The organism is Lelliottia sp. SL45, assembly GCF_026672535.1.
Taxonomy (GTDB): domain Bacteria; phylum Pseudomonadota; class Gammaproteobacteria; order Enterobacterales; family Enterobacteriaceae; genus Enterobacter; species Enterobacter nimipressuralis.
On sequence record NZ_JAPPRH010000003.1, the window covers coordinates 1,113,137 to 1,136,995 of the forward strand.

Sequence of the window (23,859 nt, forward strand, 5' to 3'; positions counted from 1 at the left end):
CCCTGGACCGAATACAGGAATCGTATTCGGTCTCTTTTTATCTGTCTTCTATTTCAGTTACTTACGGCGCTATGTCCGAAAATGTCCGAAAATTGTCCGAACTTCAATATTCGGTATTTCTCGTTATACCACACCGTTTTTAACATTCACAATTCATTTACACCATTAAATTTCGAAAGCGGGTTGATAGATTCCATGTCGTAAAAGATGCTTGAATTACCAACGCGGGGCGCATTTTTGCTTGCCAGGGTGGATGTTATAGACTTTCTGAATGAGTCAAGATTTCCTCTGAAGCAAGTACCAGCAACGCCTTAAAAGTGGCTGGGTAAAATACTAATTCAGTTTTCTCACTGTAAGGGGATGACTTGTTCATACCAAACTTCAATCCATCTTCTGTAAGAGAGTGATAACGTTTGATTTCCCCACTTCCAGTGGAGGATACATATTCCTTTTCTTCTAATAAACCAGCCAAATGCATCGCATTAAATAAACTTAATGAATCGAGTGGGCTTGAGTTTTGGGTGAGTAAAGCTTTTGCTGCAAACAATTTCTTCATTCCTTTGATTCTCTTCACTACCAAATATGAAATGTTAAAGGCGCGCCCAGTCGGTAAACTGAGCGCGCCTTAGGTACGTTTTGAACTGTTATTTGATCAGCTCAATCAACTGCAAAATTGCAGCAACAATCTCGATCACCATCTTAAAGATGGAGAGGATCTCAATCATCCGCCATTCCTCACGTGAGGATTGCAGCCTGCCAGATTAGCTTTTACATTTCCCCGAATCCGGCGGGTTGATTGTCATATCGAATTCGGCTGCACTCCAGGCCTAAGCTTTGACGGCACCACCCGTTTCAACGGGGAAAATCTTTCCGCAAGAGACCATTCGCGCTGCAACGATAAGACGCGCGGATTTTACTTTAGTAAGTTAGGGAAGGCTAACAGTTTCTTGAAAACCTGAAAGCATTGAGTTAACTTAGTAGTGTCATATCGGGTTCGGCTGCAGCAATCCATGCTACCTGCGATTCCCCAACCACAAAAACCCCAGGCCACCAACCTGGGGTTTTTTGTATTTTTATCTGGCGACAGCCAGCAGCTGCTGAACGGTCATGTTTTTTAGCTCATCCCGTGTGAAGAATACCAGTCCGCGCATCTCCAGCCACTCCATCATTCCCTCCGGCGTGATCACAATGTCACGACTAGAAAGCGCCCTGCTAAAGATCGGTTTGAAATCCTGGTAGTAAATTATCTCGGCGCGATTGGGGTAGTCGTCGCAGAAGGGTGGGTAGGTTGGTACTGCTGATGTAGTGAACTGCTGGCGCACCTGCTTTTCGCACTCGATAAAGTAACGGCGGATCTGCCGACCCCTTTCGTTGCGTTCGACCATGGATAGCTCTTTGGCTGTATCGATTGTCAGGTGGTAATCTTTTCGGTTGTGTCCGCCACGCCCTTTTCTTTGCTCACCAAAATGGGTGAGCAAAATAAAATCCTCGTTTTCGATAAAACCATAATCAGCAATTCTTTCCCGAATCCATGAGGAAAAATCTTTTCGCACACCCAGAAAAAGATGTAGTTCACGCGCATCGCAAAGGAGTATTTTTTCGTTAGAGATGGAACCGTCGAAGACAGGAATAAGTTGAGTAGTCATCATGACACCTCTTGGTGATATCAGTGTAATCACCACCGTCGAGGCTAATCGAGAGGTGGTGAACTGTGCGGGGTTAGCCTTACCGGATCACCTACCGGCGCGGATTGCTCCGCCCCCACACAGCCCACCATAATGCGAAGATGTGGCAATGCAAACGACAATAAAAAACACGCTCGCGGCGTGTGGTTGTCGCGGTGATTATCCGGGAGGCTAATCCCGACGACCGATTTTGCGGCCGTGCGCGGACTATAATCCCGGACGTCGATTTCTGTCAAATCATCACGTATTCTTTTTTTCTGCTGTCCAGATACTTCTCTGTCATTTTTTCCGACTTATGTCCCAGCAGTCTCTGCGCAAACTCCTTCCCAAAATCCTTCTCGTACATCCTTCCTGCCAGGCTCCTGATCTCATGAAAAGAGGGTGGGTTGTCGGTAAAAATCACGCCTGAAAAATTTCTCGCCTTCACAAAGCCTTTCGTCAGGCTGTCCAGGTTAATGCTGCCATCTTCGCTATTTTTTCTGCTTCCAGGGCTGATCAGAAAATCGCAGCGGCTGACCAGCTTGCAGCGATCAATGACCGTACCCAGACGCAGGCCAGCCTGTTTCAGCGTTAGTGACAACGGGAGCGCCAGGCATGCGCCAGTTTTCTGCTGCTCGATGTACAGTCTATCGTCTTTAATGTCGGTGAAGCGCATGCGGGCAACGTCTTCGCGGCGCTGGCCGGTGACGAGTGCCAGATCCATCGCCAGACCAAACCATGCCGGCATACGCTCGGCACCCGCGCGAACCGCTAAAAATGATTCGTACTCCAGGCGTTCACGCAGCACCTCTATTTTTGGTGCGCGGGTCGGCGTTACCGGGTTCGCATCAACGCGTCCCTCAACTACCGCCTCGCGGAATACATCAGACAGCACCGATCGCATGGTGCCCGCCATTGTGGTTTTGCCGCACGCCGTCCAGCGCTCCAGGAACTCGGCTACGTCACGGGTGGTGATGTTCGCCAGCACCAGTAGGCCGAAGTGCTCGCCGATCGTCGCCAGCTGCCCGGCGCGCACTTTGTAGGTATTGGCCGCCAGCTTACGGCGCTGAAGGATGACCTCATACCGATCCAGCCAGTTAGCCATGGTGTATTCGTTGGTGCCTTTCAGCTGCTCGAGCAGGGCGATCGGGGTGTAATTTTTTTCGATGTAGTGGTTGGCTTCAATTGCCTGGGAAATCGCTTCCCTGCGCGATATTTTTCCAAGCGGGATCTCTTTTCCATCGAGAGGATTGCGCCAGGCATAAGTTTTCCTGGCCTTACGGTAGGTCAGATTTTTTGGCAGATTTGCATCATATTTTTCCGGCCTCGCCATCTCTAATCCTCTCTATCAACCGTCCCTTTAACGGGAATCTTCCCTGGTTGGTGTTCAGGGTTTTGCAGCATTTGTTGGGCCTGATATAGACGGCATCCGGCCTGACTCTGTACTGCGTGCCTTCCTTTTCCGGCGCCGGGTAAATGTTTCCGTTCCGCGCCCATTTTCTCAACGTTCCAATCGGAGGCGGATCCTCGTATCGCGCCTTCGCCCAACTTTCGAGAGACATCAGTTTCACACTCACCTCAATAACCAGCTGCATAATACGAAATGCAGCTGGCGCAGGTTGATTTTCAAAAATCAGTTATGAAGAATCACAGCAATCCAGACTGCTGCAGCGCAAATGCACGAGATCGCAAACGCAAAAGCCTCAGGCCATTTCATACTCAACCTCACAGCCCTGAAATATCGATGTTATAAATCGCCATCCATGCCTCTGCTGGATACGAGTTCAGCGGAACAGACCGGTAATGTGGCGTCAGGATCTCTACTGGCAGATTGTGATAGCTGCAGTAGTTAGCCAGGTTCTGCCAGCGATACTTGCCAGGAATCGTCGCCTTTACATGGGCGATGGTGGCATGCCGGAAGCCTTCGCCTTTGCTGTGCTTGTATTTGTTGTGCTGCATGACGTGATTGCCGTAAGAACCGCGAACAGACTTGAATTGATCGTCTTTTTTCTCCAGCAATTTTTCAGCATCCTCCGCCCGCCGGGCCTGTTGGGCCGCCTCAAGGAGCGCGTCAGAATAGGTCTGCGGTATCAGGTTGTACCCGCCGGTTTTACGAATGGTCGGCAGCACTTCCGATGTAACCCATTTTTTAAAGCGCTTTGCTTCAGGCTTTTGCGAACCCAGCACGGCGTTATAGAGTCCAGACTCAGTTATAAGCACCTGATTATTCTGGGAACAGCGATCAAAGCGGGTCTGCTTTTCATCGTCATCCAGCCGACGGGTCATGTCGGTAGCTTGCCCATAACCAAGAATTTCAGCCACGTCTTTTGCAACAAACCACACCTCACCAATCCCATCGCTCATAGTGCGAATGGCGTGCCCATCGAAATCAAAATCTTTCACTACAGTTAATTCGGTCATTTTTTCTTCTCTAAATTTAGTCATCAATCAGACGATCCATAACGCACACAGCGATACCGGCAACGGCTATAACAATAATGAGAACGGACATCACAATTAACGGAACCAGCAAATCTTCCATATCACCCCCTGATACCCGGCAGCCGGTAAAGCCGCCTGGCACCATTCATGGCCCTGGCGACGTAACTTTTCCGGCGGGTTATAACCTCAACGGTAATTTTCTTTTTTCCGACCTGTACCGTGTACATGGTCTGTGTGTACTGCCTGGCGTAGTCACCGAATCGACAGACATGCTGCTGCAGGGCTTCGTTGCACGCAGTAGCTTCGTCAGTGTTTTTTTACGCTTCTGTTTATCAATCGCATCCGGAAGACCCCTTATCACAGCCGTTTCCATTTTCCTGATGCAGTCGCGTATCTGGCTTATCTGCGTCTCCGGAAAAAGGCTTTTGCTCATCGTCTGCAGCGCGGCGCGCAGCCTGTAGTTTTCTACTCTATCCGCCAGTACCCTGGCGCAGCCCCGCAATGATGCCGGCACGCTGCGCTTATCCCTCTGAGCAAACACCCTGCACAGCTCAAGCGTTATCAGCACATCAGGAAATTCCGCCCACATTCCGCTGGCGATCACCTCTTTTGCTTTGCTCATCAGCGGTTCACCTCCCTCCATGCGGCCTTATGCGTCCGGAACATGGGAAAAATTGGCCCGCTCAGTATTGTGCGCTTCACCCAGAACCCTCCTTCGTTGCGCCAGGTGATGCAGGGTGATTCGATAAGCGCGGCATCCACCGCGCGAAAGTGACGCCTGACGCGCCAGAAAGGGCTGCTGATCACCATATGGCCAACAGCGCCTTTATCGATAAATTCAATCCGCATCGACGCCGTCCTGCATATCAATTACATCGCTAGCCAAATCAATAGCCATCAGCGGCAGGTCGTGGCGTGCGTGGCAATAAGCAGGGTTTGCGCACAGGCCATTCAGCGCGGCGATGGTGAGCTGCTGGCGGTAGGATAGGCCGCTGAGCGCTGGTGCAGTAATTTGCTCTGGTTCCGCGTCATTGCTGGCCTTGGCGGTGCTTATCGGTGCTGCGCTTTTTGGTGGCGCTGGTTTGCGAAACTCTACAATGGCATCCAGCGCAACCTTCTGGCGGACGTTGATATCATCAGACCAGTTCTCCAGAATCGTAGTGGCGACATCCTGAATCTCCAGCTCGCTAAAGTCGGGAGACAGGCAGAGTTCAGTGGTGGCAATATCCTGCATCAGCAGCGGGATAACGTCGGAGGTTTTCAGGCTGGCCGCCTGCAGCAGCTCGCTGACATCCGCCTTATCCATAATCCGCGTGCGCTCGGCGAGAAGGTCATTCAGCGCAACCGCGATTTCCAGCTCTCGCTCACTCAGTGCTGGCGGCACTTCCTGTTTTTCTCCTTCATTTGAGGCACTGCCGCCGATCAGCGCATCGACTGAGAAAATACCACCGCCAATGTTTTCGATTTTTGGCTGGTCATTATTCCCTGCGCTCTGTGCAAATGCCTCGCTGAGTTCTTTATCGAGCTCAGCAACGCGCACCGGGCAGACTGCTGGTATTTCAGTTTCGACTGATACAGACGGTTGGGTTTCATCATGAGATGCATTCTCTTTAATGGCATGAGGCATTGGAGAAGAGGATCGGCCACAGGCAATATCGACGATTAGCGGATCAGGGTTCGCGTGATCTGATTCTGTCATGACGCGGTTGAAATACTCGCGGTGTTTAACCGGGTCTTTCCAAAGGTCCTCTGGAGCCGTTTTAACCACGGCAATATTGCTTGCTCGTGAGAAGTCCATCCCACCAGGAGTGGTAATAAACATGCGGTACCAGGCATTGAATTCTTCATTGGTTCCTGACAGGCGGATATTCTCAGCCTGCTGATATAACGGCAGGCCTACTGTGTAGATGTTGAATTCATGTTCACGCGCCAGCATCCCTAAAGCGATTTCGTTACCCAAGCTATCTTTGCTGTGCTTGAAATTGCGGTCTGTAGGCGCTCCGGTGCACAGGCGAGCACCTGTGTCAGTGCGAACAAACTCGACCCCTTCATTATCGGGACGAGCTGCCTGTGGGCGCTTATCAACTGGAGTATCCAGCCACTTAGCCAGTAGCTTGACTAAATCAGTCCATTGAGCCGATTCTTTCGCTGTTTCACGCACCCAGGCCAGCAGGGCGATCTGACGCTCTGTAGCCAGCGCCAGTACGCGGGATTCTCGACTTACGGCTTCCGCCAGCTCGCGATCAAAATGCCCATCTTCATCGCTAATCAGATCAACAATCTGACCGTACTGCGCCGAGCTGATTTCAGTGACAGGCCCAAACAGGACAAGAGCTGCTGCGCGGGAGGCTTTGTCCAGCGCACTGACGAGTTTAAGCGCCGGTTCATCCTTCCGTTCTTCATAGTCAGCTTCAGGCGCAGCCACGGGCTCACCAGCTTCAGGGTTCCATACAGCTATGTTGCTGAAAAAGTCAGAACAGAACACACCGTACTCAGCAGTAATGCGCGGCAGCCCTTCCCGGTGCTCCCACACCTTTACTTTGAAATAGTCGTCGATGTTAGCCGGGTAATGCTCTGCCAGCTTACCGGCAATGATAGCCTCAGCCGTGGCCTTGTTTGTGGTTTTGACTTTAATAGCCAACGGTTTTAAATCCGGATCTCTTTTCAGTGCTTTGTCTTTTACTAATGACGCACCGCTAAATTCCTTTAATTCAACAGTCATATGTGGCCTTTTTATTTAAAATAGTGAGTATTTAGAATTGGTCGTACTTTTTCTTGGTGCTGTATTCCTGAAATTACGCTGCGCGGCCCTGAGATTGGCAAATTTCTTTCTTTCTTCGTTGCAACTGTGACAGTAATATCTGGATATTCCCTTTTTTTGGCTGTAATGCATTTTTGATTTATCATGCACAACCCTGCACGCTTCACATCTAATAGATTCTTCCATATCCTCTTCCAGCATTAATGAACTTTGTAGTGCGGTGCCGGGTGCCTCCCGGTTCCTGTAACCAGCCAGCAATTACAGGAGACAACAATCTTCCCAACCCATAATGACAGGTATTATTTCTGGCTGTGCCGCGTGCGCAGAGCCGCATTCACCGCACTACAGAGTTCACTAAAAAGGTCGGTGCCAGTAAGGAATACAAAAACCTGACACCGACAAAACTACGCGCTGCATACTTTATTAATTGAGGTAGAGGCGCTTATAGTCGCTGTAATCAATGCCGCAAGAGAAACGCTCTCTCATATACTGAATAGCTACCGAACCAATCTTTTCTATTGCGCAGGCAGAGCAGTCAGCCTTACCCATTACATAACCACCATCAAGAACAATGGTCACTGAGTTATCGCTGTGGCGGTGAAATGCCCCTGAAATAACGTCAGATAAATTAAATGTTGCAAGGTTCTTGCTTACGGTATTTAGGGTTAAATCAGCCATTAATACTTCCATTACTCACTCCTTTTTTTTGATTGCAGTAATCCCCACCAGAAAAGGCGCAGGGTAAAACGGATTAATTAAATTACAGCTTATTCAGATTCATTCTGGTGAATGATTTTATCCACCTGGTAGCACGCGCCGTTAAATACTCGCTCTTCAAAAATAACCTGATTACATTTTTCTTTCGTTTCGAATATATCTTTCACCACATCAACCCTGCTTCCGTCGGCGGCTAAAAGAGTGATTACCAGGGCCTACGTTTCAGCCATGATTACTTCCTTTCAATAAAATCGTAAATGTAGGGGCCGTTATCGCAGGACTTAAAAGACTCCAGCATTGAGCTATCGCCAAACTCCTCAATCAGGTATTCCGCTCGCTTATATTTGCTGATTAAGACCTCTAAATACTCCGCCATAACTACCCCTTAATTGCTGCGATTAATGCAGTCTCTTTCTGCTGAAGGTTGCGCTGAGCCTGTTCGTATTCTGCCAGTGCTGCCGCTATTCGTTTTTCTCTTCCCTGATTGTGCTTGCAGCTATGGTCATCACACTCGCTGCACTCCACTACCGGGCAGAACGCCGGAACCTCTAACACTGCAATGCTGATGTATGCCGTCATAGTGTTTTCCCTAAGCTATTAGTGCGCCTGTCTTTTATCCACTTCAGGCTCGGTGGCATACTGGAGCTCTCACACAACCAGAAAGGAAATTTCAATGTCTCAAAAACAATGCCCTGCCTGTAGCGCCACATCAATTGTCGAAGAAATTCGCGCCGGATACTTCACCTTTAATTGCCCAAATCATCTCGAATTCAGCATTATGAAAAGCGATGGCATATTTGCTACACAGAATGATTATCTTATTGGCATGCTCAACGACTTCCTGAATAAAGAGAGGGCGTCGGGCAATTTGAGCCACATAACATTAAGGGAGCGACCTCACGTCGAGTTTTCCCGGAAAACCACGCAAGGTGAATGGCACAAACTATAGTTTTTGGGTCATCGGCATTCCCGCTAATGCTTAAAGTTGGCGGTAATGCCTTTCCGTTTTCCGCATTCCAACCGCTATAAACGCTATCTACCAGAAGCCCCCCCTTATGCACAAAACCATACTCATCCAACAGGTTGAAAAGAGCATGCACTGACGGGTTATTAAAATCATCGAACGGGCGATCAGCAGGGCTTGAAATCAAAGCTTCTTCGGTGATTTTTTGCACCTGCTGCCAGAATTTCCGCTGTGAAAAGTACGCCCCTTCAGCACTAATTTTTCTCTCACCCATTTCTCTCTCCTGTTAAGACCTTGATGCTGTTTAGCTTTAAATGCGCCCGCCCTGTTTCATGCTGGGGTAGGCTGGTACTATGTTTTCGCCGGATGCTCACCCGTGTCCGGCGCACGAACTCCACACAGCACGTGGAGAACTCCATCAAATACAACACCCCATGGAGGGTAAAATGTCTTTTTATCCAATGACCGTAGCCGAATTCAAAAAACGAATTGCTGATCCACTGTCCGAATTACCAGATGATCATGAGATCTACTTCGGCCATGGAGACCTGTGCTTTTACAGAATTAAAATCAGGAACAGCGAAGGAACTCTGCACCAGATAGAGTTCAATCAGACATACTCCGTTTACAATCCTGACAAATAACCCGCACCAAGAAGCTGGTTGCGAATTGATTTGTTCTCTTCTATACCAGCGAAAAAACACTCAATTGAATACATGGCTGCCGCCTTATTTGAAGGAGCATAAATAGCGTCCATCATTCCGTCGGTGTAGGTTTTCAATCCCCATTCACCTGCGCCATTTGCATGGCAGACGATATATTTACCTGACTGAGGCGCTGCCACCTGCACCTCTTTCGGCAGCCCAGCAAATGGAATAGGATCTGCACAATCGCGCCCGGCACTTGCAATATCTACCGCCGCTTCCACTGAAAGCTGCTCAATACGTAACTCAACATCACCCAGCGCTTTAAAAAGATAAGCCTTCTCGGTGAGCGCTGCTTCCAAAAGCGCAGCCTTCTGCACCTTGCACTTCATCCATTCCATGACTTCTTCGCTCGAAAGCCCGTCGCACACGATACTGATTTTTCGCTCACTCATATCTCTCTCCTGTTAAGCCCTGTATCGCCGGACCAGCGGAACGTTTTGATTCCGAGTAATCACTGCTTGTGATTGCTTGATGGGATGTAGATTAGTTTTCTCATTGGTTTGCGTCAACAAAAATATTGAGAAAACTCATAGCAAATGGCGAGTTTTATCACAACACATTGATAATGCTGTGATAATTTTCTTATTGGTGCGCAGTTATTGCTCTAGTCTTTTTCTTGCTTCGAGTAGTTCATCAAACAGCTTGTTGAAGTTTTTAACTCGCGCCCTGAGGTTTTGTATCTGAGCCTGCTGCTCGGAGGCGGGGAGAGATCTGAAAAGCTTTAGCAGTTCGGCCTCTTCATCGCTGATTGGCTTAATGGCTGGTTCTTCCGGCTCGTCTGGAGTCTTGTCCTCGTCACCGAAAAGTATCCAAGTCGGCGAGCACTGAAGCGCCGACGCGAGCCTATGAAGGTTCTCACCGCGCGGGGCAGTGGTATCACTTTCCCACAGTGAAATTGATGATCCAGAAACCCCAGATGCCTTGCTGAGCTTGCTTTGGCTCAGCCCCATATCCTGGCGTCTCTGTTTGATTCTCTGGCCTGGCGTTAGCTTATTCATGTTTAGAAATCTTAATATTACTTGACCTGAGATTCCTCATGATATTAGTATTGAGAAAACTCAATAACAGAGGTGAGTATGTTGAAGTCAGAAGTGGTCAATTTTTTCGGCACCAATACCCGCGTGGCGTCGATTGCAGGAGTTGATCCATCGGCAGTAAGCCAATGGAAACTCCTGGTTCCTGAGCGTTGTGCTCAGCGTTTGTCAGACGCATCAGGCGGAGTGCTTGTTTACGACAAAGACGTGTATGACCGTCACCGCCAGTCAAAGCGATCTGGCACGAAGAATACCGGAACGATTAAGGGAAAGTCTGATTAATGGAAATCAAACACGAGCACATCGCTGCAACGCTGCAAGCCTGGAAGGTGAAAACCAAACCAGAGGAAATTGCCCGACTGATCGCAGTTGAAGAGCACGCCATTAACCCAGCCTCAACGAGGCTTTATGACCCTGAAGAACGAGGCTCGCGCGATAAAAACAGACAGCGACTGTTCCGCACACCTGGCGGGTGGATTTACGGCGAAACAGCGTATCAGCGAAAAAATCTCATGTCGTTACTTCCGGCGATTGAGAACGCACTGAAGAACAGCAAAAACGCGCGCCTGCTGGCTTACATGCAGAGTTTTTCATCCGAGCCAATGCGTGAGCTTACGCAGCGTGCGAAGCGCCTTGAGAGCGAGATTGATGCCATGTTTGGCGCGATTATTTCGATGATTGACCGCCATCAGGGCAGCGGCCCGGCGGGCGGTAATTTGTTCCACTGAGGTAGTTGTTATGAGCATGGAACTGATGGTTCAAGTCATGAAGGTTAGGGTCGGCAATCCATTGCGAAAACTGGTTCTGCTTAAGCTGGCCGATAACGCCAGCGATAAGGGCGAGTGCTGGCCTAGTTATCAGCATATTGCCGATCAGTGCGAGATTAGCCGCCGCTCCGTCGTGAGTCATATCGCTGCGCTGTGTGCGTGTGGTTTTCTCAGTAAAGAAACGCGCAAAGGGCTGAATGGGAACGCCAGCAATGTCTATCGCCTTACCCTGGCAAAGGGTAAGGCGGAGATGCTGGAGAGCTTCAAGCCTGCTAAAGCTTTGGAAAAAAACGCACCTAGTGCAAATGGTGCATCAGCTAGTGCAAATGGTTCACCAGATGGTGGTGCAGGAGTTGCACTAGGTAGTGCAAACGGTGCATCAGCTAGTGCAAATGGTTCACCAGATGGTGGTGCAGGAGTTGCACCCGAATCAGTCACTCTTTTGAATCAGTCAGTTAATCAGTCAAAACACTATAGTCATCCTGACAAGCAGTCTGACGATTTGCCTGGCAAAACTGAAAAGCAAAAAACAAAACAGCCTCGCATCGACTACCAGGAGTATTTCGACACCTATAACGAAATCCTCGGCGACCGACTGCCATGGGCGAAGGTGATCACCGACAAGCGCAGGGCGGCACTGAAACGCCTTCTGCCAAAGCTAAAAACGGCGAATGTCGAGGGCTTTAGGGCATACCTGAAGGCGTTCTCGAAAATGGCCCGCTCGTTCTACTTCGGCGAAAACGAGCGCGGCTGGCGGGCTGATATTGATTACATCCTGAAAGAACAAACCCTCGTTGCGGTGCGTGAGGGGTCAATTGGTGATTCTGAGGTGCAGGCATGATTGTTCAGGATCTGGAAGCCAGCGTTATCGGCGGTTTGCTGATTGGCGGCCTGACGCCTGATGCGGATGACGTGATCAGCACGATGGCACCGGATGCGTTTTCGATTCCGGCGTACAGGACAATTTTCACGGAAATTCAGCGCCAGGCAAAAACAAGAAATTTAATCGACCCAATGCTGGTGGCAGAGAGTGTCGGTGACGAACTCTTCGCAACGGTGATGGAAACATACAGGGCCTGCCCAAGCGCAGCAAACCTCCGTGGTTATGCCGGACAGGTTATGGCGAACCATGAGCGCCGCCAGATCCTCAGCGCGATAAGCGAGACGCATAGCCGCATTGCTGATGGCTCGATATTCGTGGCTGAGACGGCCATAGACGAGATGCTGAGTCGCATCCAGGCAATCAGGACGCCAAGGGATGAAATTCGCCCTGTGCACACGTCTGAGCTTCTTGACGCATACGTCGAGCTGCTGGATGAGCGCAGCAGTCGCCAGGAGGATAACTACAACCTGAAAACGGGCATCGAAGAGCTGGACGACCTGATGGGTGGGATTAACCCAGACTCGCTGATCGTCCTGGCTGGAAGACCTGGCATGGGCAAGACGGAACTCGCTTTGTCGATTTCACAGGGCGTTGCACAGCAGAGAGCTTCAGCGGATCAGCGACGCGGAGTGTTGATTTTCTCGATGGAAATGAGTGCACAGCAAATCATCGAGCGCCAGATTGCTGATGCCGGAAACCTCTCTGTATCGACGCTGCGCAATCCGTCAAAGATGCGTGACGAGGAGTGGGCGCGAGTTTCTATGGGGGTGGGCATGCTTCAGGGTATTGACTGCTGGGTTGTGGATATTTCCAGGCTGACCGTTGAGCAGGTCAGGGCTATAGCAACGCGACACAAGCAGCGCCACCCAGGGTTATCCCTGATTGTTATCGACTACCTGACGCTGATGGAGCTACCTAAAACCGAGCGCCATGACCTTGCCGTTGCACATGTTACCGGCACGCTGAAGAGAACAGCCATGGCGCTCGGAACGCCAGTGCTTTTGCTGAGCCAGCTTTCACGAAAGGTTGAGGACAGGGCCAACAAGAGGCCAACAAACAGCGATCTGCGCGACTCCGGGAGTATTGAGCAGGATGCTGATTTTATCCTCATGACCTACCGGGATGCGGTCTACAACGAGCAGTCGGCCGCCGCACCTTACGCTGAAATAATTGTGACAAAAAACCGCCACGGCAAGCTGGGGACGGCATACAGACGATTCACAAACGGTCATTTCAAACCATGTGACCAGGACGAGGCGAGAGAGGCTTGCGCAATCACGCCTCAGGCTCAGAAAAACCCCAGGAGATATGCATCTGGCGCGGATGTTTGAGGTGAGGCATGAAGAAAACCGAGCAGGTTCTTGAGAGAACGATTCTGAAATTTGGCAGGGGTCTCACCGCAGAGCAGAGACAGCGAAACCAAAAGAATCTGGTGGCAATCAGGAAAATGATTGACGCGGCAAAAGTCAAAAACGAATTAAACAAAATTTAATCAGGAGAGCAACATGGAAAATATTCTGGACGTACTGAAAGCGATGAAAAAGGCCACTGCGCGCGATATTGCCGCCCGTATGAAAATCGAACCTGCTGCTGCGCTGGACATGCTGCGCGAGCATGAAGACCGATTTGAGGTGGCACAGGCCAACGGCTACTGGTGGTTTACCCAGGCAGGCGATGCTCCGGCAAAGCCCGAAAAAGGTCAGAAAGCTGTACCGCCCGTCCGCATCACTGCGTTTGAGCTGAAGGGGATGCTGGTGGAGAAGGGGCCAATGCCTGCCGACCAGCTGGCAAAAATCACCGGCGCCACAGCGAAGGGCGTCGCCACGATGCTGACCAACCTTGTCACCAAAGGTGAGGTAAGCCGGGAGAAGGTGGGGAACAAGTTTGTTTACTCTGTGCCTGCTGCGCCAGTCGATAGCGTTCCGGAAACCGCTGCGCCGCCGGTAGACCTTGCCACCGCGCCTGAGGTCTCCACCAAAACCACCGCCGAAATCGTGCAGGACATCCCGGTATTCACCGCCCGCGCCGACGACCTGGTGATCCCGTCATCCCGCTTTATCTCCCAGGAGATTCGCCGCACCAAAGCGAAGCTGTCCAGCCTGCAAAAGCTTCAGGGTGTGGTACGGCAGCTGCGCCGCCATAAAAACCTGCTGGTGGGTCTGCGCGATGCATAACTTACCTCGCTGCCCTGACTGCGGTATGCAGCCATCAATCACTGTCCGTAGTCGCGGTATTAACTGGGGTTCTGCGCAGGTGCGTTGTTCAAACGGATGCGCAGGGCGTAGCAAGGGGTTTTCATTCCCGCCTGGCAGTGAGCAGTCTGCCCGGACGGCATTAATCGAAAAATGGAAAGAGCTGGTGGAGGGTGTCGCCGATGGGCAGAAAAAAATCACTTGAGGAGCGCACGCTGATGATCGGAAAAATCATCGAGCTGGTGAATGAGCGTGGCCGCATCACGACAAAAGACGTAATTGCGATGTTCGGGCTTCACCGTTCCACAGCTGAAAAGTACATGCGCATGGCTACAGAGCGCGGCCAGCTGGTTCGCCACGGTCGGTGCGGCATTTTTCGCGACCAGCGCGCTACGATTGATTTTGATTTGAAGCGTTTTTCATACAACAGGAATGCAGCATGACAACGAATAAGCAGGCAGTCGACAAAAAGGCGCTGAACTACGATCCCACTGACCCTGACAAAATGCGTCTGCCTGTAGGGGTGACCTGCGGGATTTGCCAACACATCCGCCGCTGTAAAGCCATCTTTGGACACGTAGAAACGGACACTTACTGCGACTGGTCGCCATCGCGATTTGTCGCTGGCATCACCACCAAAGGAGAGTGACATGGGTAACGTAAAAAAAATGGCGTGTGTACATTCAGAGAACCCGGAATGGTTCCTCCCTGGTGAAATCTACGACTCTGAAAAGCGCGGGCCTGATACCTGCATATGCGGTGATAACCTCGTTTCCGATCTGAATCCTGAGGACTGGTATGAAATGAGTCTGCGTGCTGATGGGATCTGGTTCCTGACGGGATTTCAACAATCAGTATTATTCCGTGAGGTAGGAGCGACAGCATGACCACAATCACCAAAGAGCAGACAGGTAAAACGCATAACCTGAAGATTTGGCCGGAATACTTCGCAGCGGTTCGCGACGGCCTTAAGCGCGCAGAACTGCGCTGTAATGACCGAGATTATCAGGCTGGCGATACTCTTGAGCTTTGCGAGTGGGACCCGAACGAGGAGGAATTCACCGGGGAATACCTCAGCGTGACCGTAACGCACGTCGCTGAACTTGGCCAGTTGAGGCCGGGTTACGTGCTCCTGAGCATCGCCCCGCCAGCGCCGGTACCGATGAAAGACCATCATATACGCGAGCTGGTAAACGAGTTGCGCGATATAGCTGTTCAATATCACGCAACACAACAACTTCGCGAGCGCATCGCACGAGCAGTGCGCGCCGCCATGCAGGGTAAAGCCGAACCTGTAAGCCAGCCTTACAAGTTGAGCGATGGAGTTGAAGCCTTACGTAACGCTGGCATAGCAATCGACGCCGAGAAAATCCTTGCAGAGCGCGATTCTCTCAACTCTCCGGTGATTCCGGATGGTTGGGTAATGGTTCCGGTAGAGCCGACATGGGACATGCTATCCGAGAATGGCTGCAAAGAGCATCATAACGGGGAGGAGTGCTTGCACCACGATAACCGTCGGCGCATCTGGCGGGCCATGCTCGCAGCAGGTGGAGCGAGATGATCCGAACAAGGCCTGAGCGCAGGCACCACGCCCGTCGAATGAAGCAGAACAGAAAGAGCTATCACACCGCCGGGGCACACACACCGTCCCACATCGGAAAGGCAGCGCGCACACCATGCCTGTGCAGCTGCTGGATGTGTGGCAACCAGCGTGAGAGGTTCGGGCAGAGCATTTGTGAGCGGCGTAACCGGGAGCTTCACGCGGATGCTGAAATACTCACAGGCTAACCCGCTTCGGCGGGTTTTTTATCCACGACGCAAGTCGGGGCGATCACTTCTCCGATGATCCTTTAGGGAATAGACCTCTAATCACACCGAGGAACGCTGCAAAAAGATTGAGCGTTGATGCGGAGGTAATTGCTATCAGAACGGAATCGGAAATCACCTCTTTTCCCGTCGCTTTTCCTGCGGCGGCCAGAAGTATCACCGACCCCCACCAGTAGAGACCGTATTTAACGACCTTATAGGCTTTGTCGGCGAATTTCTCACGTAGCTGCCGGTTGGCGATGCGATCGGCAACATCCTGCTCTCTTTCGTCAGGGTGTTTTTGGTTTGCCGTTTCGGGGTTGGGTATGGCGCCAACGGGAGGGAGCCAGTCAGGGACTGAAGATATGTCGGGCGCATCCTTGCCAATTTCATCCAGTTTTTCGAACATTTATTTTATGTGTTTTGCCAGCATGTCGTTTGGGATAACCGCACCCTCTTTCTCGGTTTCAGACCAGGCCGTTCCTTCCTGGTGGGTGAGATAAGAGAGCTGGGTGCCACGGAGTGGGCCGTACACCTCAATGATTTTATCAATCAGCGCAGTGGTTTTCTGATCGCAGTGAGGGATTGTTGGCGTGACAATGACCATGTCGTCACCTTTCCAGCTCACATTGGAAATTAAATTGGTTATTGGCTTTGAGCCGTAGCGCTTAACTTCGTGGTACAGGGACGGTATTACCGGCCCGTAAGGCCATTTGGCGAAGAAATCATCCACGAGCGGCTCATTGTATAGCCTGAGGTGCCACGACTGAGCGTAGAAGATTAGCTTCTGAAGTTTCATGGGGTCGAGGTCTGGCAGAAAGCCTTGCTGTGCCTTCTCGATAAAGGCGTTGGCTACAGCGATAGTTGGGTATGCCATAACAAGCCTCCTTTTTTATGCAGCGCATAGTCCATTTGATGATATTCCGTGAGGGGGCGCTGAATGTGTCAATCCAGCTTGGCACATATTAGCCTAAAGAATTAGCACGCAACAGAGATTCCTTCATTTTGTTGTGCGCTAAATCTGGTCGAAAAATGCGCGATAAGTGTATTTATCAAGCGTTATCTGGCGCGGGCTGGCGGGGCGCTTTGTAACAAATATTACAGCCAACTCATCGGATGAGCTTTCGTTCGTAAGTTAAATATATTTATTTATTAGTGATTTAAATCACGTAAGCCACGTTAAGAACAGTGTCAAAATCATAAGGTTGTAAATTGATCGTTAAAGCAGATTGAAACCACAAGTTCGATCTATAAAACCTATTAACCATATGAAAAACTGGAACCTAAAATGAAACTTCAGCGCTGAAAGGTAAAGCCAAAACCGGGATGAAGGCTTTTTACAACCTTTTGGATAAAACACATGCACACAGATGAAAGTATGATTGCGATTTATGTACCTGAGTCACTGATACCAGGCATTCGCGAGTTCTCTGGTTCAGTTTTGCTCTATGTAGAAAGGATGCACGTTGAAGGTGGTTTTGCGCTGACCACCGATGAGTTCGTGGCGAGTTTAAAGGTTTTGCGTGAGGCTGGAATATTGGCTGGAAATTGCTGTCATTGTGATGCTACAATTTCCAACAGGGCTGAACACCCTTCCTGAGTAATTTCTGCGCCAACTGAGATGACGAGATGGCGCACAAAAGCAGTACCAATCTGAACACTTCCACCGCACACCGTTGCGGTGTTTTTGCTTGTGCTGGCGGTGCCGCATGAGCAAAAAGCCTGCCCGTCGAAAATGCGCAAACAAAGCCTGCCGCCAATGGTTTGAGCCTGCCCGTTCAGAGCAGACCGTCTGCAGCTACGCCTGTGCCTGTGAATATGGCAAAGCCCACGTCACTAAAACCAAAACCAGAGAGCAGCAGGCAGAGGCCCGTCAGGCCAAAGCAAAGGCAAAGCTCGAGCGCGCTGAATGGCGCCAGCGTAAAGAAGCCGTCAAACCCCTCAAGCACTGGATAGACCTCACTCAGCGTGCAGTTAACGATATCTGCCGTGAAACAGAGCTGGCAGCCGGTAAGGGGTGTATTTCCTGCGGTACGCGCACGGCTTTCGCCTGGCATGCCGGGCACTACAGAACAACCGCTGCCGCCGGTCATCTCCGATTTACCCGCATCAACATCCATCTCCAGTGCGACGTCTGCAATACCCACAAATCAGGAAATATCGAGGCTTATCGCGCTTCGCTGGTGGCGTTTTACGGTGAATCTGCCGTGCAGGAACTGGAGAACGACAACACCCCGCACCGCTGGACGCCGGAAGAACTGAAAACTATCCGATTGCAGGCGCTGGCCGATCTGCGCGCACTGAAAAAGATGGTGGCCGCATGACCCGAGAACAAGCCACTCAATATGAAGCTGAAAGCGTAGCCCGAGCAAAGCTTCCACCAGTCCACAGTCACAGACTAATAAAACAGGAGCCAGCCCGATGACCCCACGCCAACGCAGAGCACAACAAACAGCACTGGAACGAGCAGCAGATGCACCCCGTAAAATCTGGATCGACGGGGAAATGGCATGAAACTCGAGCTTACCAAAGAGCAGCACCAGTGGATTGATCAGTGGCTTCAACTCTGGGGTGCATGGTCTCAAAGTGGAAAGATAGACAAAGCAATGATCAACATGATTGCTAAATTTATGTCCACAGTCGAGCCGCAGGAAGCGTCGCGCCCGGTTTGTAGTGATGATGACGGAATGCTGATTGACGCAGTTATTCGTCACTACTTGAAAAATATCGATGAGAACGCATGGAGGGTTATTTTTGCTTACTACGTCTGCAATGCCAGCGAGATCCGGATCGCCTCATGGCAACATGCCGTGTCAAAGCCTCGCGTAATGAAGACCAGGGCTGGCAATCAGTATAAGCGACCTAGCCTTTCAACCATCCGTCGCGAAGTGAAGGATGTCATCAACGCATCCCTCTACTGCCTGCATCAACCGCTGCAAAATGCGTTTAACGAGCGGGAAATTGCAAAGAAAATGACAAATAACCCACACATCATGCTTGCTTTTCAATGAACAAATGAGCAAACTTATTCATATATGTTGCCATCTTTGCGAGTGACATCTTCTTCTACACAGCCCTGGCATCCGCCGGGGCTTTTTTATTCCCGCGCCACGCTCGGCGCACATCAACCGCAGAGTCTTTCAGGGTGAGTCTTAGCAGTGGTCAGTGTGACTACATCTGCGGGCTGTCCACTCTGAGCGTAAGGCTCACCACTAAAGGAAGTCACTATGTTTGGTTTTGGTAAAAAAGCACGTAAAGCAGTAGCTGAAGTAAAGAAATTTGAGAAACGCGATCTGGCTCAGGCGGTGATCAATGCCGCCTGGCTGGTGGCGTATGCCGATGGTGAGTGCTCCAACGTGGAAAAGGCCTCCGTGGATCAGGTTCTGCGCGCCAATCCGGTGCTGGGCGCGTTCACTTCTGAAATTCAGGGTATTAGCCAGACCATCATCGCGCAGCTTGATGCTAACTATAAAGTTGGCCGCCTGGCTGCGTACCGTGAGATTGAAGACTGCAAAGGCGATCAGCGTGAAGCTGAAGATGTGCTGGTGACGGCGATTGCGATCGCCGAAGCGGATGGCGATATCCAGGAAGCTGAGAAGAAAGTCCTGGACGAAATCGCCAACCGTCTGGGCCTGCGTCTGGAGACGTACCTTGATTAATCAGGCAAGACTCGTGCTGGCGGCTTTGCTGCTGGCGCTGGTGGTGATGGTCGATTTTACCAGTAAGCTGATGTCGGTTCTTGCCGATGGCGTGCTGGTGGCGATGGTGGTCATTGTAATGTGGCCGCTGGTTAAATCCGAAAAATAACCAGCCTTCGTGCTGGTTTTACTTTGAGGCTTCATCATGTTTGGATTAAAGAAAAAGAAAAAAGACGAGAAAAAAGGCTCTGGCAAACCAGTGGCTTCCTCTTCTGGTTCTTCATCGGCTTACAATCCTTTGCGCGACCCATTCAGCCCATTAAATCCTGCAAGCCCCGCGAGTATTTTTAACGCGCCTGATGATGTAACCACGCATCACCATTCACACCACAGCAGTGACTGCGGTTCATCCAGCTCCAGCAGCAGTTATGACAGTGGTTCATCATCATGCAGTGACGGCAGCTCCGGGGGCTGGTGAGGGCAGCATTTAACAACTAACGCCGCCGGAGTGCCGGTCAGGCACAACGGAACCCTATGGACGAAACACAAAAAGAGGCTGGCCGTGCGCTGGCGGTCATTCGCTACGTCAATACCTGGAAGAAGCTGATTATCTTTATGGTGCTGGTAACGTTCTGCGCATCCGGGTATGCGGTATGGGATTACCGGCGCGAGCTTGCCTTCTGGGCGATGGCGAGTTTTGGCAATCCACGCATTGATGAGGAGCGCGTAGAGCCTGAGGTCACATCGCTGATGGCTGATACGACTGCGCTCAGTGCGGCGGTGTGGTCGGTCAACCTTGAGAGCAACCAGCGCCGTGCGATATTCGTGCGTGTGCGTAATGAGCGCCTGACAAATCAGGAGGGGACGGGAGACCTTGCCCTTCGCCCACAGTCAAAGCTTACGGGTGAGATTATCGAGCTCATCAACAGCAAAACGAAATGCTGGCCGCACGTGGCAAATACCGTGGTTGGAAAGACGGCGCGCGAAGCGGGGGTGAAATGGGTGTGTGCAGCGGCTATCCCTCCTCAGTTCGGCACAATGATTGGCATGCTGGCTGTGGGGTTTGCGGAGCAGCCAGAAAATGAGGATTACGTGAAGATGCGTATCCGGGATGCTGCGGAGAGGATTATTAAGTGATGGTTGAAGAGATTTGCTGGGGTGTTGTCTGTGCCTTCGCGATTGTCATGTGGGTTTTAATAATCAGGTCGCTATGGTGAGTTCAGAAGATGATCAGCATGCTTTTCTCTTTCTTGCTCTCGATGGCTGTCTTTTTTTTGCTTCTGGCATTTCTTTGTGATTTTGAGGATTGAATTGTGGGTGATTTAAGCGAGCACTTCAGCAGGAGTGAGTTTGCATGTCGTTGCGGTTGTGGATTCGACAGCATCTCTCCTGAATTAATCACTGTGCTGGAAGATGTGCGCATGCACTTTGGCGCGCCGGTGAAAATCAACAGCGGCTGCCGCTGCGAAAAGCACAATGCTAAGGTGGGTGGCGTGCCGAACTCCCAGCACGTACAGGGCATTGCTGCTGACATCGTTGTTTCCGGTCGTACGCCGGCGCTGGTGGCCGACTACCTCGAACGCAAATACCCGGACCGCTACGGCGTTGGCCGCTACAGCAGCTTCACACACATCGATGTTCGCCAGGCCAAAGCGCGCTGGCGAGGATGATTTTATTTTCTGCTGCCGCGTGACGATGGCCAACAGAAAAATCAGCATAAACAATCTGTTTTAATAGGGCGTGGTATCGGGTTTTCCCGTAAATATATTCCACCACTCAGCACAAAATTCTAAACAAGCCTCGCCATCGTGCGGGGCTTTTTCATTTAAGAGAGACGCAAATGCAAAAAGAGCAAAATGGCTGCCAGATTATCCCGGAAGCAAAAGATTTTAAATTTCACCTTGGTCAGCTGGTGAATATCCGTATCAGTGATGAATGGGGAGAGGTACAGGCTCGCGCTCAATACCGTAGTGACGAAAATCAGTATTTCATTCACTACCAGGCTGCCGATAAATGTGCGACCACGCGCTGGTATTCCGAATCTCAACTGGTGGCGGTAGAAGATGATCGCTCACCGGGTATGCCTGTGTTTGGTTGTGTTGAGCTTCCGCCGGGTGCAGTAGTCGAAGAGTAATCATTACAAAGCCCATCGACTGGTGGGCTTGATAATTATTATCTGCAAAATCCACATTTAGCAGCACATCCTTTTTTATCGCAACGCGGCAAAACTTCATTTATCAGAGGATTATTCTGTTATGGCAATTATTCCCGGCGGTATGGGCGGCGGTGGCGCTGGTGCGCCTGGCCCTCAAGGGCCGTCAGGTCCACCCGGGCCAAAAGGTGAAACCGGCGCAACTGGGCCCGCGGGCCCACCTGGTCCTGCCGGAACGCCAGCGCCCATTGCCGATACCTTCCTGATTGATATTTTCAACTGGTCAGGGAATCAGGTTGTAGCCAACGCCGCGTTTCTGAATTTCCTCTCCCTTGCTGGCATTACGCAACGGACGGATGGGACTGCGGGCATAACGTTGGTTTCTACCCCTTCTGGCGCCGCTGCTAAGTTTCCGGCAAAAACGAAACCATCAGGTGTGACCTTCTCGTTTCGAATTACTGGAACGGTAGGTGGTTCATCCGGTACGGCTCGTGAATGGAAGTTCCAGACGCGCCGTGCAAACGGAACGACCATTATCGCCTCTACTGACGCCAGCAAGACGACCGGGAACAGCATTGATAATCGTGATTCGGTGCTGGAGTCCCACACGTCCGGAGCGGCTGACCCGTTCACAACAGAGGGCGTCATTGTTGGTCTGCAAAACGACAGTGGCACGACACTCACCCTGACATCAGTATCTGTGCGCATTTATCGCCAGGTTAACGCGGAGTAATTCATGACAGTAGGCACTCGAATCATTTCACTCAGCGGTGAATGGCAGCAGATAACAGACGGTGCAACAACCTCGTTTATCCAGGTAAAGTCTGGCGTGCTCGAGTACGTTGATGCCGATGCCGCTCCACTTGAGGAAGCTGAGGGGCACACAGAAGGCGCGGGTGGGAAATTCAGTGTTACCCCTCCTACGCAGATTTGGGGGCGGAGTTCATATGCATCCGGGGCTGCTCGCATTGTTGTCACGTCACGTTAAAACACGCGAACCGGTTATAAATAAACCGCCAGAGTTGGCGCAGTAACGGATTTTAATAAGAGGTTGGCATTATGTTGAGAATGTATGTTTATCCGGATCTCGTTCGCATAACCAGAGAGATAAATCGCGCGCTTTTTAATGACATCACCGATCTTCTCAGCAGACACAACATTCAACCTGCCACACCTGACTTCATGGACATAGGTGGCGGGCTGGGTATGGCCCAGTGGGCTTTTGTGTCTGAAGCGGGAGCGATTGAGGCGGGGGATCTCATTGCTGATTATTTCCGGTCGATCCCCCGCAACGATTTAATCGCACGGTATTGTGTTAGTGGTTGCGGGTCGGAAATCGTTGAACGCTTTATGGCACAAGACGCCGCACCAGCCGCAGGGATGGTTAAGGTAGCCGCTGTGACCTCTGGCAATAAAAAAAATGAGATGCACAAAAAAGGAAAAGACATACGCAACGAAAATGTGCTTCTGGAAGTGTCAAAAGACAGTCCGCACATCTGGGGTGGCGGACTGGAGGATACTGACCTGGCAAAATGGCTTATTGGAAAAGCCAATGCCATTATGAGCCAACAACAACGCTTGGTTGAACTTGAAGAATTAAAAGCGAAAGTGTCCGACTTTGAAAACTCAAGTGAAATGTTTAGTGCGTACGTAAGCCTTGGGCTTTCTCGGCAAGAGTGTGATCCCATTCTTGCTCCGAGCAAGGAGGCAATTCAATTCGATATTGATCTTGTAGATAGATTGCCGCGGATCGCGAGTTGCGAACAGCATCGGGCAGTTCAAATATTTCCTGTCGGATATTCACAGCTTTCAGATCTTGCTGAAGAACGAAAAGCATATCGGGAAAAGACAATTTATCAATCTGCTCAAGTGTCCAACCCGTGCGAATGAATACTAAATGCCGAAGTGCTGTTTTTCCGGATAGATGACACCAATCGGACTCGGACTCTTTACGGTGGTTAATGATGAGCACGTCGAGCCTTACCAACATTTCAGCTCTTATCCAGGCTTTGAGTGATGGGATGCCTTCTCCATCAAGAACCCAGTTATTAACGACTGAAACTTTAAGTGCATGAGAATGGAAAAGGCTATTTAGAAAATGCATGTCGAACCTCCTTGGTTCTTTGTTTGTG

The 23,859-nt window shown here is 50.7% G+C and carries 38 protein-coding genes and 1 pseudogene; 20 read left to right on the top strand and 19 right to left on the bottom strand.

Going from position 1 to position 23,859, the window contains the following annotated elements:
• Positions 1 to 256 precede the first annotated feature (256 nt).
• From OVA10_RS11205 to OVA10_RS11275, 16 genes and pseudogenes are all read right to left on the bottom strand, one after another.
• Positions 257 to 556, bottom strand: a complete 300-nt coding sequence (locus OVA10_RS11205; RefSeq protein ID WP_268195928.1) for a hypothetical protein — start codon at positions 554 to 556, stop codon at positions 257 to 259.
• A gap of 517 nt (positions 557 to 1,073) precedes the next feature.
• On the bottom strand, positions 1,074 to 1,646 hold the full coding sequence (locus OVA10_RS11210; protein ID WP_268196883.1) for an antA/AntB antirepressor family protein: 573 nt from the start codon (positions 1,644 to 1,646) through the stop codon (positions 1,074 to 1,076).
• A 271-nt stretch (positions 1,647 to 1,917) separates the two neighbouring features.
• Entirely contained in the window at positions 1,918 to 2,997 is a 1,080-nt protein-coding gene (locus tag OVA10_RS11220; protein WP_268195929.1) for a tyrosine-type recombinase/integrase, read from the bottom strand.
• Positions 2,975 to 3,259: an excisionase gene (locus tag OVA10_RS11225; protein WP_326493393.1), complete on the bottom strand. Its 285-nt coding sequence runs from the start codon at positions 3,257 to 3,259 to the stop codon at positions 2,975 to 2,977. Before OVA10_RS11225 ends, OVA10_RS11220 begins: the two co-directional genes overlap by 23 nt.
• Positions 3,260 to 3,389: 130 nt before the next feature.
• Entirely contained in the window at positions 3,390 to 4,109 is a 720-nt protein-coding gene (locus OVA10_RS11230) for a BRO-N domain-containing protein (protein WP_268196885.1), read from the bottom strand.
• 98 nt (positions 4,110 to 4,207) lie between these two features.
• The gene (locus OVA10_RS11235; protein WP_326493403.1) at positions 4,208 to 4,387 is read right to left on the bottom strand and encodes a DUF4060 family protein; all 180 of its coding nucleotides are present in this window, start codon (positions 4,385 to 4,387) and stop codon (positions 4,208 to 4,210) included.
• A 113-nt stretch (positions 4,388 to 4,500) separates the two neighbouring features.
• Positions 4,501 to 4,749, bottom strand: a pseudogene (locus OVA10_RS26130) (DUF7740 domain-containing protein); the annotation flags it as partial.
• On the bottom strand, positions 4,728 to 4,955 hold the full coding sequence (locus OVA10_RS11240) for a hypothetical protein (RefSeq protein ID WP_268195930.1): 228 nt from the start codon (positions 4,953 to 4,955) through the stop codon (positions 4,728 to 4,730). The pseudogene OVA10_RS26130 and the gene OVA10_RS11240, both read right to left, overlap by 22 nt.
• On the bottom strand, positions 4,945 to 6,828 hold the full coding sequence (locus tag OVA10_RS11245) for an exodeoxyribonuclease VIII (RefSeq protein ID WP_268195931.1): 1,884 nt from the start codon (positions 6,826 to 6,828) through the stop codon (positions 4,945 to 4,947). Before OVA10_RS11245 ends, OVA10_RS11240 begins: the two co-directional genes overlap by 11 nt.
• A gap of 462 nt (positions 6,829 to 7,290) precedes the next feature.
• On the bottom strand, positions 7,291 to 7,557 hold the full coding sequence (locus OVA10_RS11250) for a hypothetical protein (RefSeq protein ID WP_268195932.1): 267 nt from the start codon (positions 7,555 to 7,557) through the stop codon (positions 7,291 to 7,293).
• A gap of 77 nt (positions 7,558 to 7,634) precedes the next feature.
• Complete coding sequence (locus OVA10_RS26135; RefSeq protein WP_442787941.1) at positions 7,635 to 7,796, bottom strand: DUF1482 family protein; 162 nt, start codon at positions 7,794 to 7,796, stop codon at positions 7,635 to 7,637.
• A gap of 20 nt (positions 7,797 to 7,816) precedes the next feature.
• A complete protein-coding gene (locus OVA10_RS11255) occupies positions 7,817 to 7,960 on the bottom strand; it encodes a hypothetical protein (RefSeq protein WP_268195933.1) in 144 nt (47 codons plus the stop codon).
• A gap of 2 nt (positions 7,961 to 7,962) precedes the next feature.
• A complete protein-coding gene (locus OVA10_RS11260; RefSeq protein WP_268195934.1) occupies positions 7,963 to 8,163 on the bottom strand; it encodes a hypothetical protein in 201 nt (66 codons plus the stop codon).
• Positions 8,164 to 8,414: 251 nt separating this feature from the next.
• A complete protein-coding gene (locus tag OVA10_RS11265) occupies positions 8,415 to 8,822 on the bottom strand; it encodes a hypothetical protein (protein WP_202713336.1) in 408 nt (135 codons plus the stop codon).
• A gap of 351 nt (positions 8,823 to 9,173) precedes the next feature.
• Positions 9,174 to 9,647: a hypothetical protein gene (locus OVA10_RS11270; RefSeq protein WP_268195935.1), complete on the bottom strand. Its 474-nt coding sequence runs from the start codon at positions 9,645 to 9,647 to the stop codon at positions 9,174 to 9,176.
• 204 nt (positions 9,648 to 9,851) lie between these two features.
• Positions 9,852 to 10,253 carry a helix-turn-helix domain-containing protein gene (locus OVA10_RS11275; protein WP_268195936.1) on the bottom strand — a complete coding sequence of 134 codons (402 nt, stop codon included), beginning with the start codon at positions 10,251 to 10,253 and terminating at the stop codon, positions 9,852 to 9,854.
• A 78-nt stretch (positions 10,254 to 10,331) separates the two neighbouring features.
• On the opposite strand from OVA10_RS11275, the gene OVA10_RS11280 reads away from it, so the two are divergent.
• The 10 genes from OVA10_RS11280 to OVA10_RS11325 all read left to right on the top strand — a co-directional run bounded on the left by OVA10_RS11280 (position 10,332) and on the right by OVA10_RS11325 (position 15,692).
• Positions 10,332 to 10,571, top strand: a complete 240-nt coding sequence (locus OVA10_RS11280; protein ID WP_202770812.1) for a Cro/CI family transcriptional regulator — start codon at positions 10,332 to 10,334, stop codon at positions 10,569 to 10,571.
• The gene (locus OVA10_RS11285) at positions 10,571 to 11,017 is read left to right on the top strand and encodes a toxin YdaT family protein (RefSeq protein ID WP_268195937.1); all 447 of its coding nucleotides are present in this window, start codon (positions 10,571 to 10,573) and stop codon (positions 11,015 to 11,017) included. Before OVA10_RS11280 ends, OVA10_RS11285 begins: the two co-directional genes overlap by 1 nt.
• Before the next feature lie 10 nt (positions 11,018 to 11,027).
• The gene (locus OVA10_RS11290; protein ID WP_268195938.1) at positions 11,028 to 11,897 is read left to right on the top strand and encodes a helix-turn-helix domain-containing protein; all 870 of its coding nucleotides are present in this window, start codon (positions 11,028 to 11,030) and stop codon (positions 11,895 to 11,897) included.
• Positions 11,897 to 13,270, top strand: a complete 1,374-nt coding sequence (locus tag OVA10_RS11295) for a replicative DNA helicase (RefSeq protein ID WP_268196886.1) — start codon at positions 11,897 to 11,899, stop codon at positions 13,268 to 13,270. The genes OVA10_RS11290 and OVA10_RS11295 overlap by 1 nt, the downstream gene beginning before the upstream one ends.
• Positions 13,271 to 13,278: 8 nt before the next feature.
• Complete coding sequence (locus OVA10_RS11300) at positions 13,279 to 13,431, top strand: hypothetical protein (RefSeq protein ID WP_202713330.1); 153 nt, start codon at positions 13,279 to 13,281, stop codon at positions 13,429 to 13,431.
• 13 nt (positions 13,432 to 13,444) lie between these two features.
• A complete protein-coding gene (locus OVA10_RS11305) occupies positions 13,445 to 14,113 on the top strand; it encodes a DUF1627 domain-containing protein (RefSeq protein WP_268195939.1) in 669 nt (222 codons plus the stop codon).
• A gap of 200 nt (positions 14,114 to 14,313) precedes the next feature.
• Entirely contained in the window at positions 14,314 to 14,574 is a 261-nt protein-coding gene (locus tag OVA10_RS11310; protein ID WP_268195940.1) for a DUF977 family protein, read from the top strand.
• The gene (locus tag OVA10_RS11315) at positions 14,571 to 14,780 is read left to right on the top strand and encodes a hypothetical protein (protein ID WP_187212571.1); all 210 of its coding nucleotides are present in this window, start codon (positions 14,571 to 14,573) and stop codon (positions 14,778 to 14,780) included. Before OVA10_RS11310 ends, OVA10_RS11315 begins: the two co-directional genes overlap by 4 nt.
• A gap of 1 nt (position 14,781) precedes the next feature.
• Positions 14,782 to 15,018, top strand: a complete 237-nt coding sequence (locus OVA10_RS11320) for a hypothetical protein (protein ID WP_268195941.1) — start codon at positions 14,782 to 14,784, stop codon at positions 15,016 to 15,018.
• On the top strand, positions 15,015 to 15,692 hold the full coding sequence (locus tag OVA10_RS11325) for an ASCH/PUA domain-containing protein (RefSeq protein WP_268195942.1): 678 nt from the start codon (positions 15,015 to 15,017) through the stop codon (positions 15,690 to 15,692). The genes OVA10_RS11320 and OVA10_RS11325 overlap by 4 nt, the downstream gene beginning before the upstream one ends.
• Positions 15,693 to 15,962: 270 nt before the next feature.
• On the opposite strand, the gene OVA10_RS11330 is transcribed toward OVA10_RS11325, so the two are convergent.
• Positions 15,963 to 16,346 carry a hypothetical protein gene (locus OVA10_RS11330; protein WP_268195943.1) on the bottom strand — a complete coding sequence of 128 codons (384 nt, stop codon included), beginning with the start codon at positions 16,344 to 16,346 and terminating at the stop codon, positions 15,963 to 15,965.
• Positions 16,347 to 16,814: a Panacea domain-containing protein gene (locus tag OVA10_RS11335; RefSeq protein WP_268195944.1), complete on the bottom strand. Its 468-nt coding sequence runs from the start codon at positions 16,812 to 16,814 to the stop codon at positions 16,347 to 16,349.
• Between the two features lie 483 nt (positions 16,815 to 17,297).
• Here OVA10_RS11335 and OVA10_RS11340 point away from each other — a divergent pair, with 483 nt between their 5' ends.
• The 10 genes from OVA10_RS11340 (at position 17,298) to OVA10_RS11385 (ending at position 22,460) form a co-directional block, all read left to right on the top strand.
• Entirely contained in the window at positions 17,298 to 17,537 is a 240-nt protein-coding gene (locus OVA10_RS11340; RefSeq protein ID WP_268195945.1) for a hypothetical protein, read from the top strand.
• Between the two features lie 109 nt (positions 17,538 to 17,646).
• Complete coding sequence (locus OVA10_RS11345; protein ID WP_268195946.1) at positions 17,647 to 18,261, top strand: recombination protein NinG; 615 nt, start codon at positions 17,647 to 17,649, stop codon at positions 18,259 to 18,261.
• Between the two features lie 186 nt (positions 18,262 to 18,447).
• Positions 18,448 to 18,948, top strand: a complete 501-nt coding sequence (locus OVA10_RS11350) for an antiterminator Q family protein (RefSeq protein WP_268195947.1) — start codon at positions 18,448 to 18,450, stop codon at positions 18,946 to 18,948.
• A 216-nt stretch (positions 18,949 to 19,164) separates the two neighbouring features.
• On the top strand, positions 19,165 to 19,596 hold the full coding sequence (locus tag OVA10_RS11355; protein ID WP_268195948.1) for a tellurite resistance TerB family protein: 432 nt from the start codon (positions 19,165 to 19,167) through the stop codon (positions 19,594 to 19,596).
• Positions 19,589 to 19,744 (top strand): DUF3927 family protein, encoded by a 156-nt coding sequence (locus OVA10_RS11360; RefSeq protein WP_268195949.1) that lies wholly within the window; start codon positions 19,589 to 19,591, stop codon positions 19,742 to 19,744. Before OVA10_RS11355 ends, OVA10_RS11360 begins: the two co-directional genes overlap by 8 nt.
• 36 nt (positions 19,745 to 19,780) lie before the next feature.
• Positions 19,781 to 20,053 (top strand): hypothetical protein, encoded by a 273-nt coding sequence (locus tag OVA10_RS11365; protein WP_268195950.1) that lies wholly within the window; start codon positions 19,781 to 19,783, stop codon positions 20,051 to 20,053.
• 56 nt (positions 20,054 to 20,109) lie between these two features.
• Positions 20,110 to 20,712, top strand: a complete 603-nt coding sequence (locus tag OVA10_RS11370; RefSeq protein ID WP_268195951.1) for a hypothetical protein — start codon at positions 20,110 to 20,112, stop codon at positions 20,710 to 20,712.
• 176 nt (positions 20,713 to 20,888) lie between these two features.
• Entirely contained in the window at positions 20,889 to 21,245 is a 357-nt protein-coding gene (locus tag OVA10_RS11375; protein WP_268195952.1) for a D-Ala-D-Ala carboxypeptidase family metallohydrolase, read from the top strand.
• Positions 21,246 to 21,415: 170 nt separating this feature from the next.
• A complete protein-coding gene (locus OVA10_RS11380; RefSeq protein WP_268195953.1) occupies positions 21,416 to 21,709 on the top strand; it encodes a hypothetical protein in 294 nt (97 codons plus the stop codon).
• A 121-nt stretch (positions 21,710 to 21,830) separates the two neighbouring features.
• Complete coding sequence (locus OVA10_RS11385; protein ID WP_268195954.1) at positions 21,831 to 22,460, top strand: protease; 630 nt, start codon at positions 21,831 to 21,833, stop codon at positions 22,458 to 22,460.
• A 906-nt stretch (positions 22,461 to 23,366) separates the two neighbouring features.
• Here the strand turns inward: OVA10_RS11385 and OVA10_RS26140 are convergent.
• Positions 23,367 to 23,831: an ECs1072 family phage-associated protein gene (locus tag OVA10_RS26140; RefSeq protein WP_442787350.1), complete on the bottom strand. Its 465-nt coding sequence runs from the start codon at positions 23,829 to 23,831 to the stop codon at positions 23,367 to 23,369.
• Between the last annotated feature and the right edge of the window lie 28 nt (positions 23,832 to 23,859).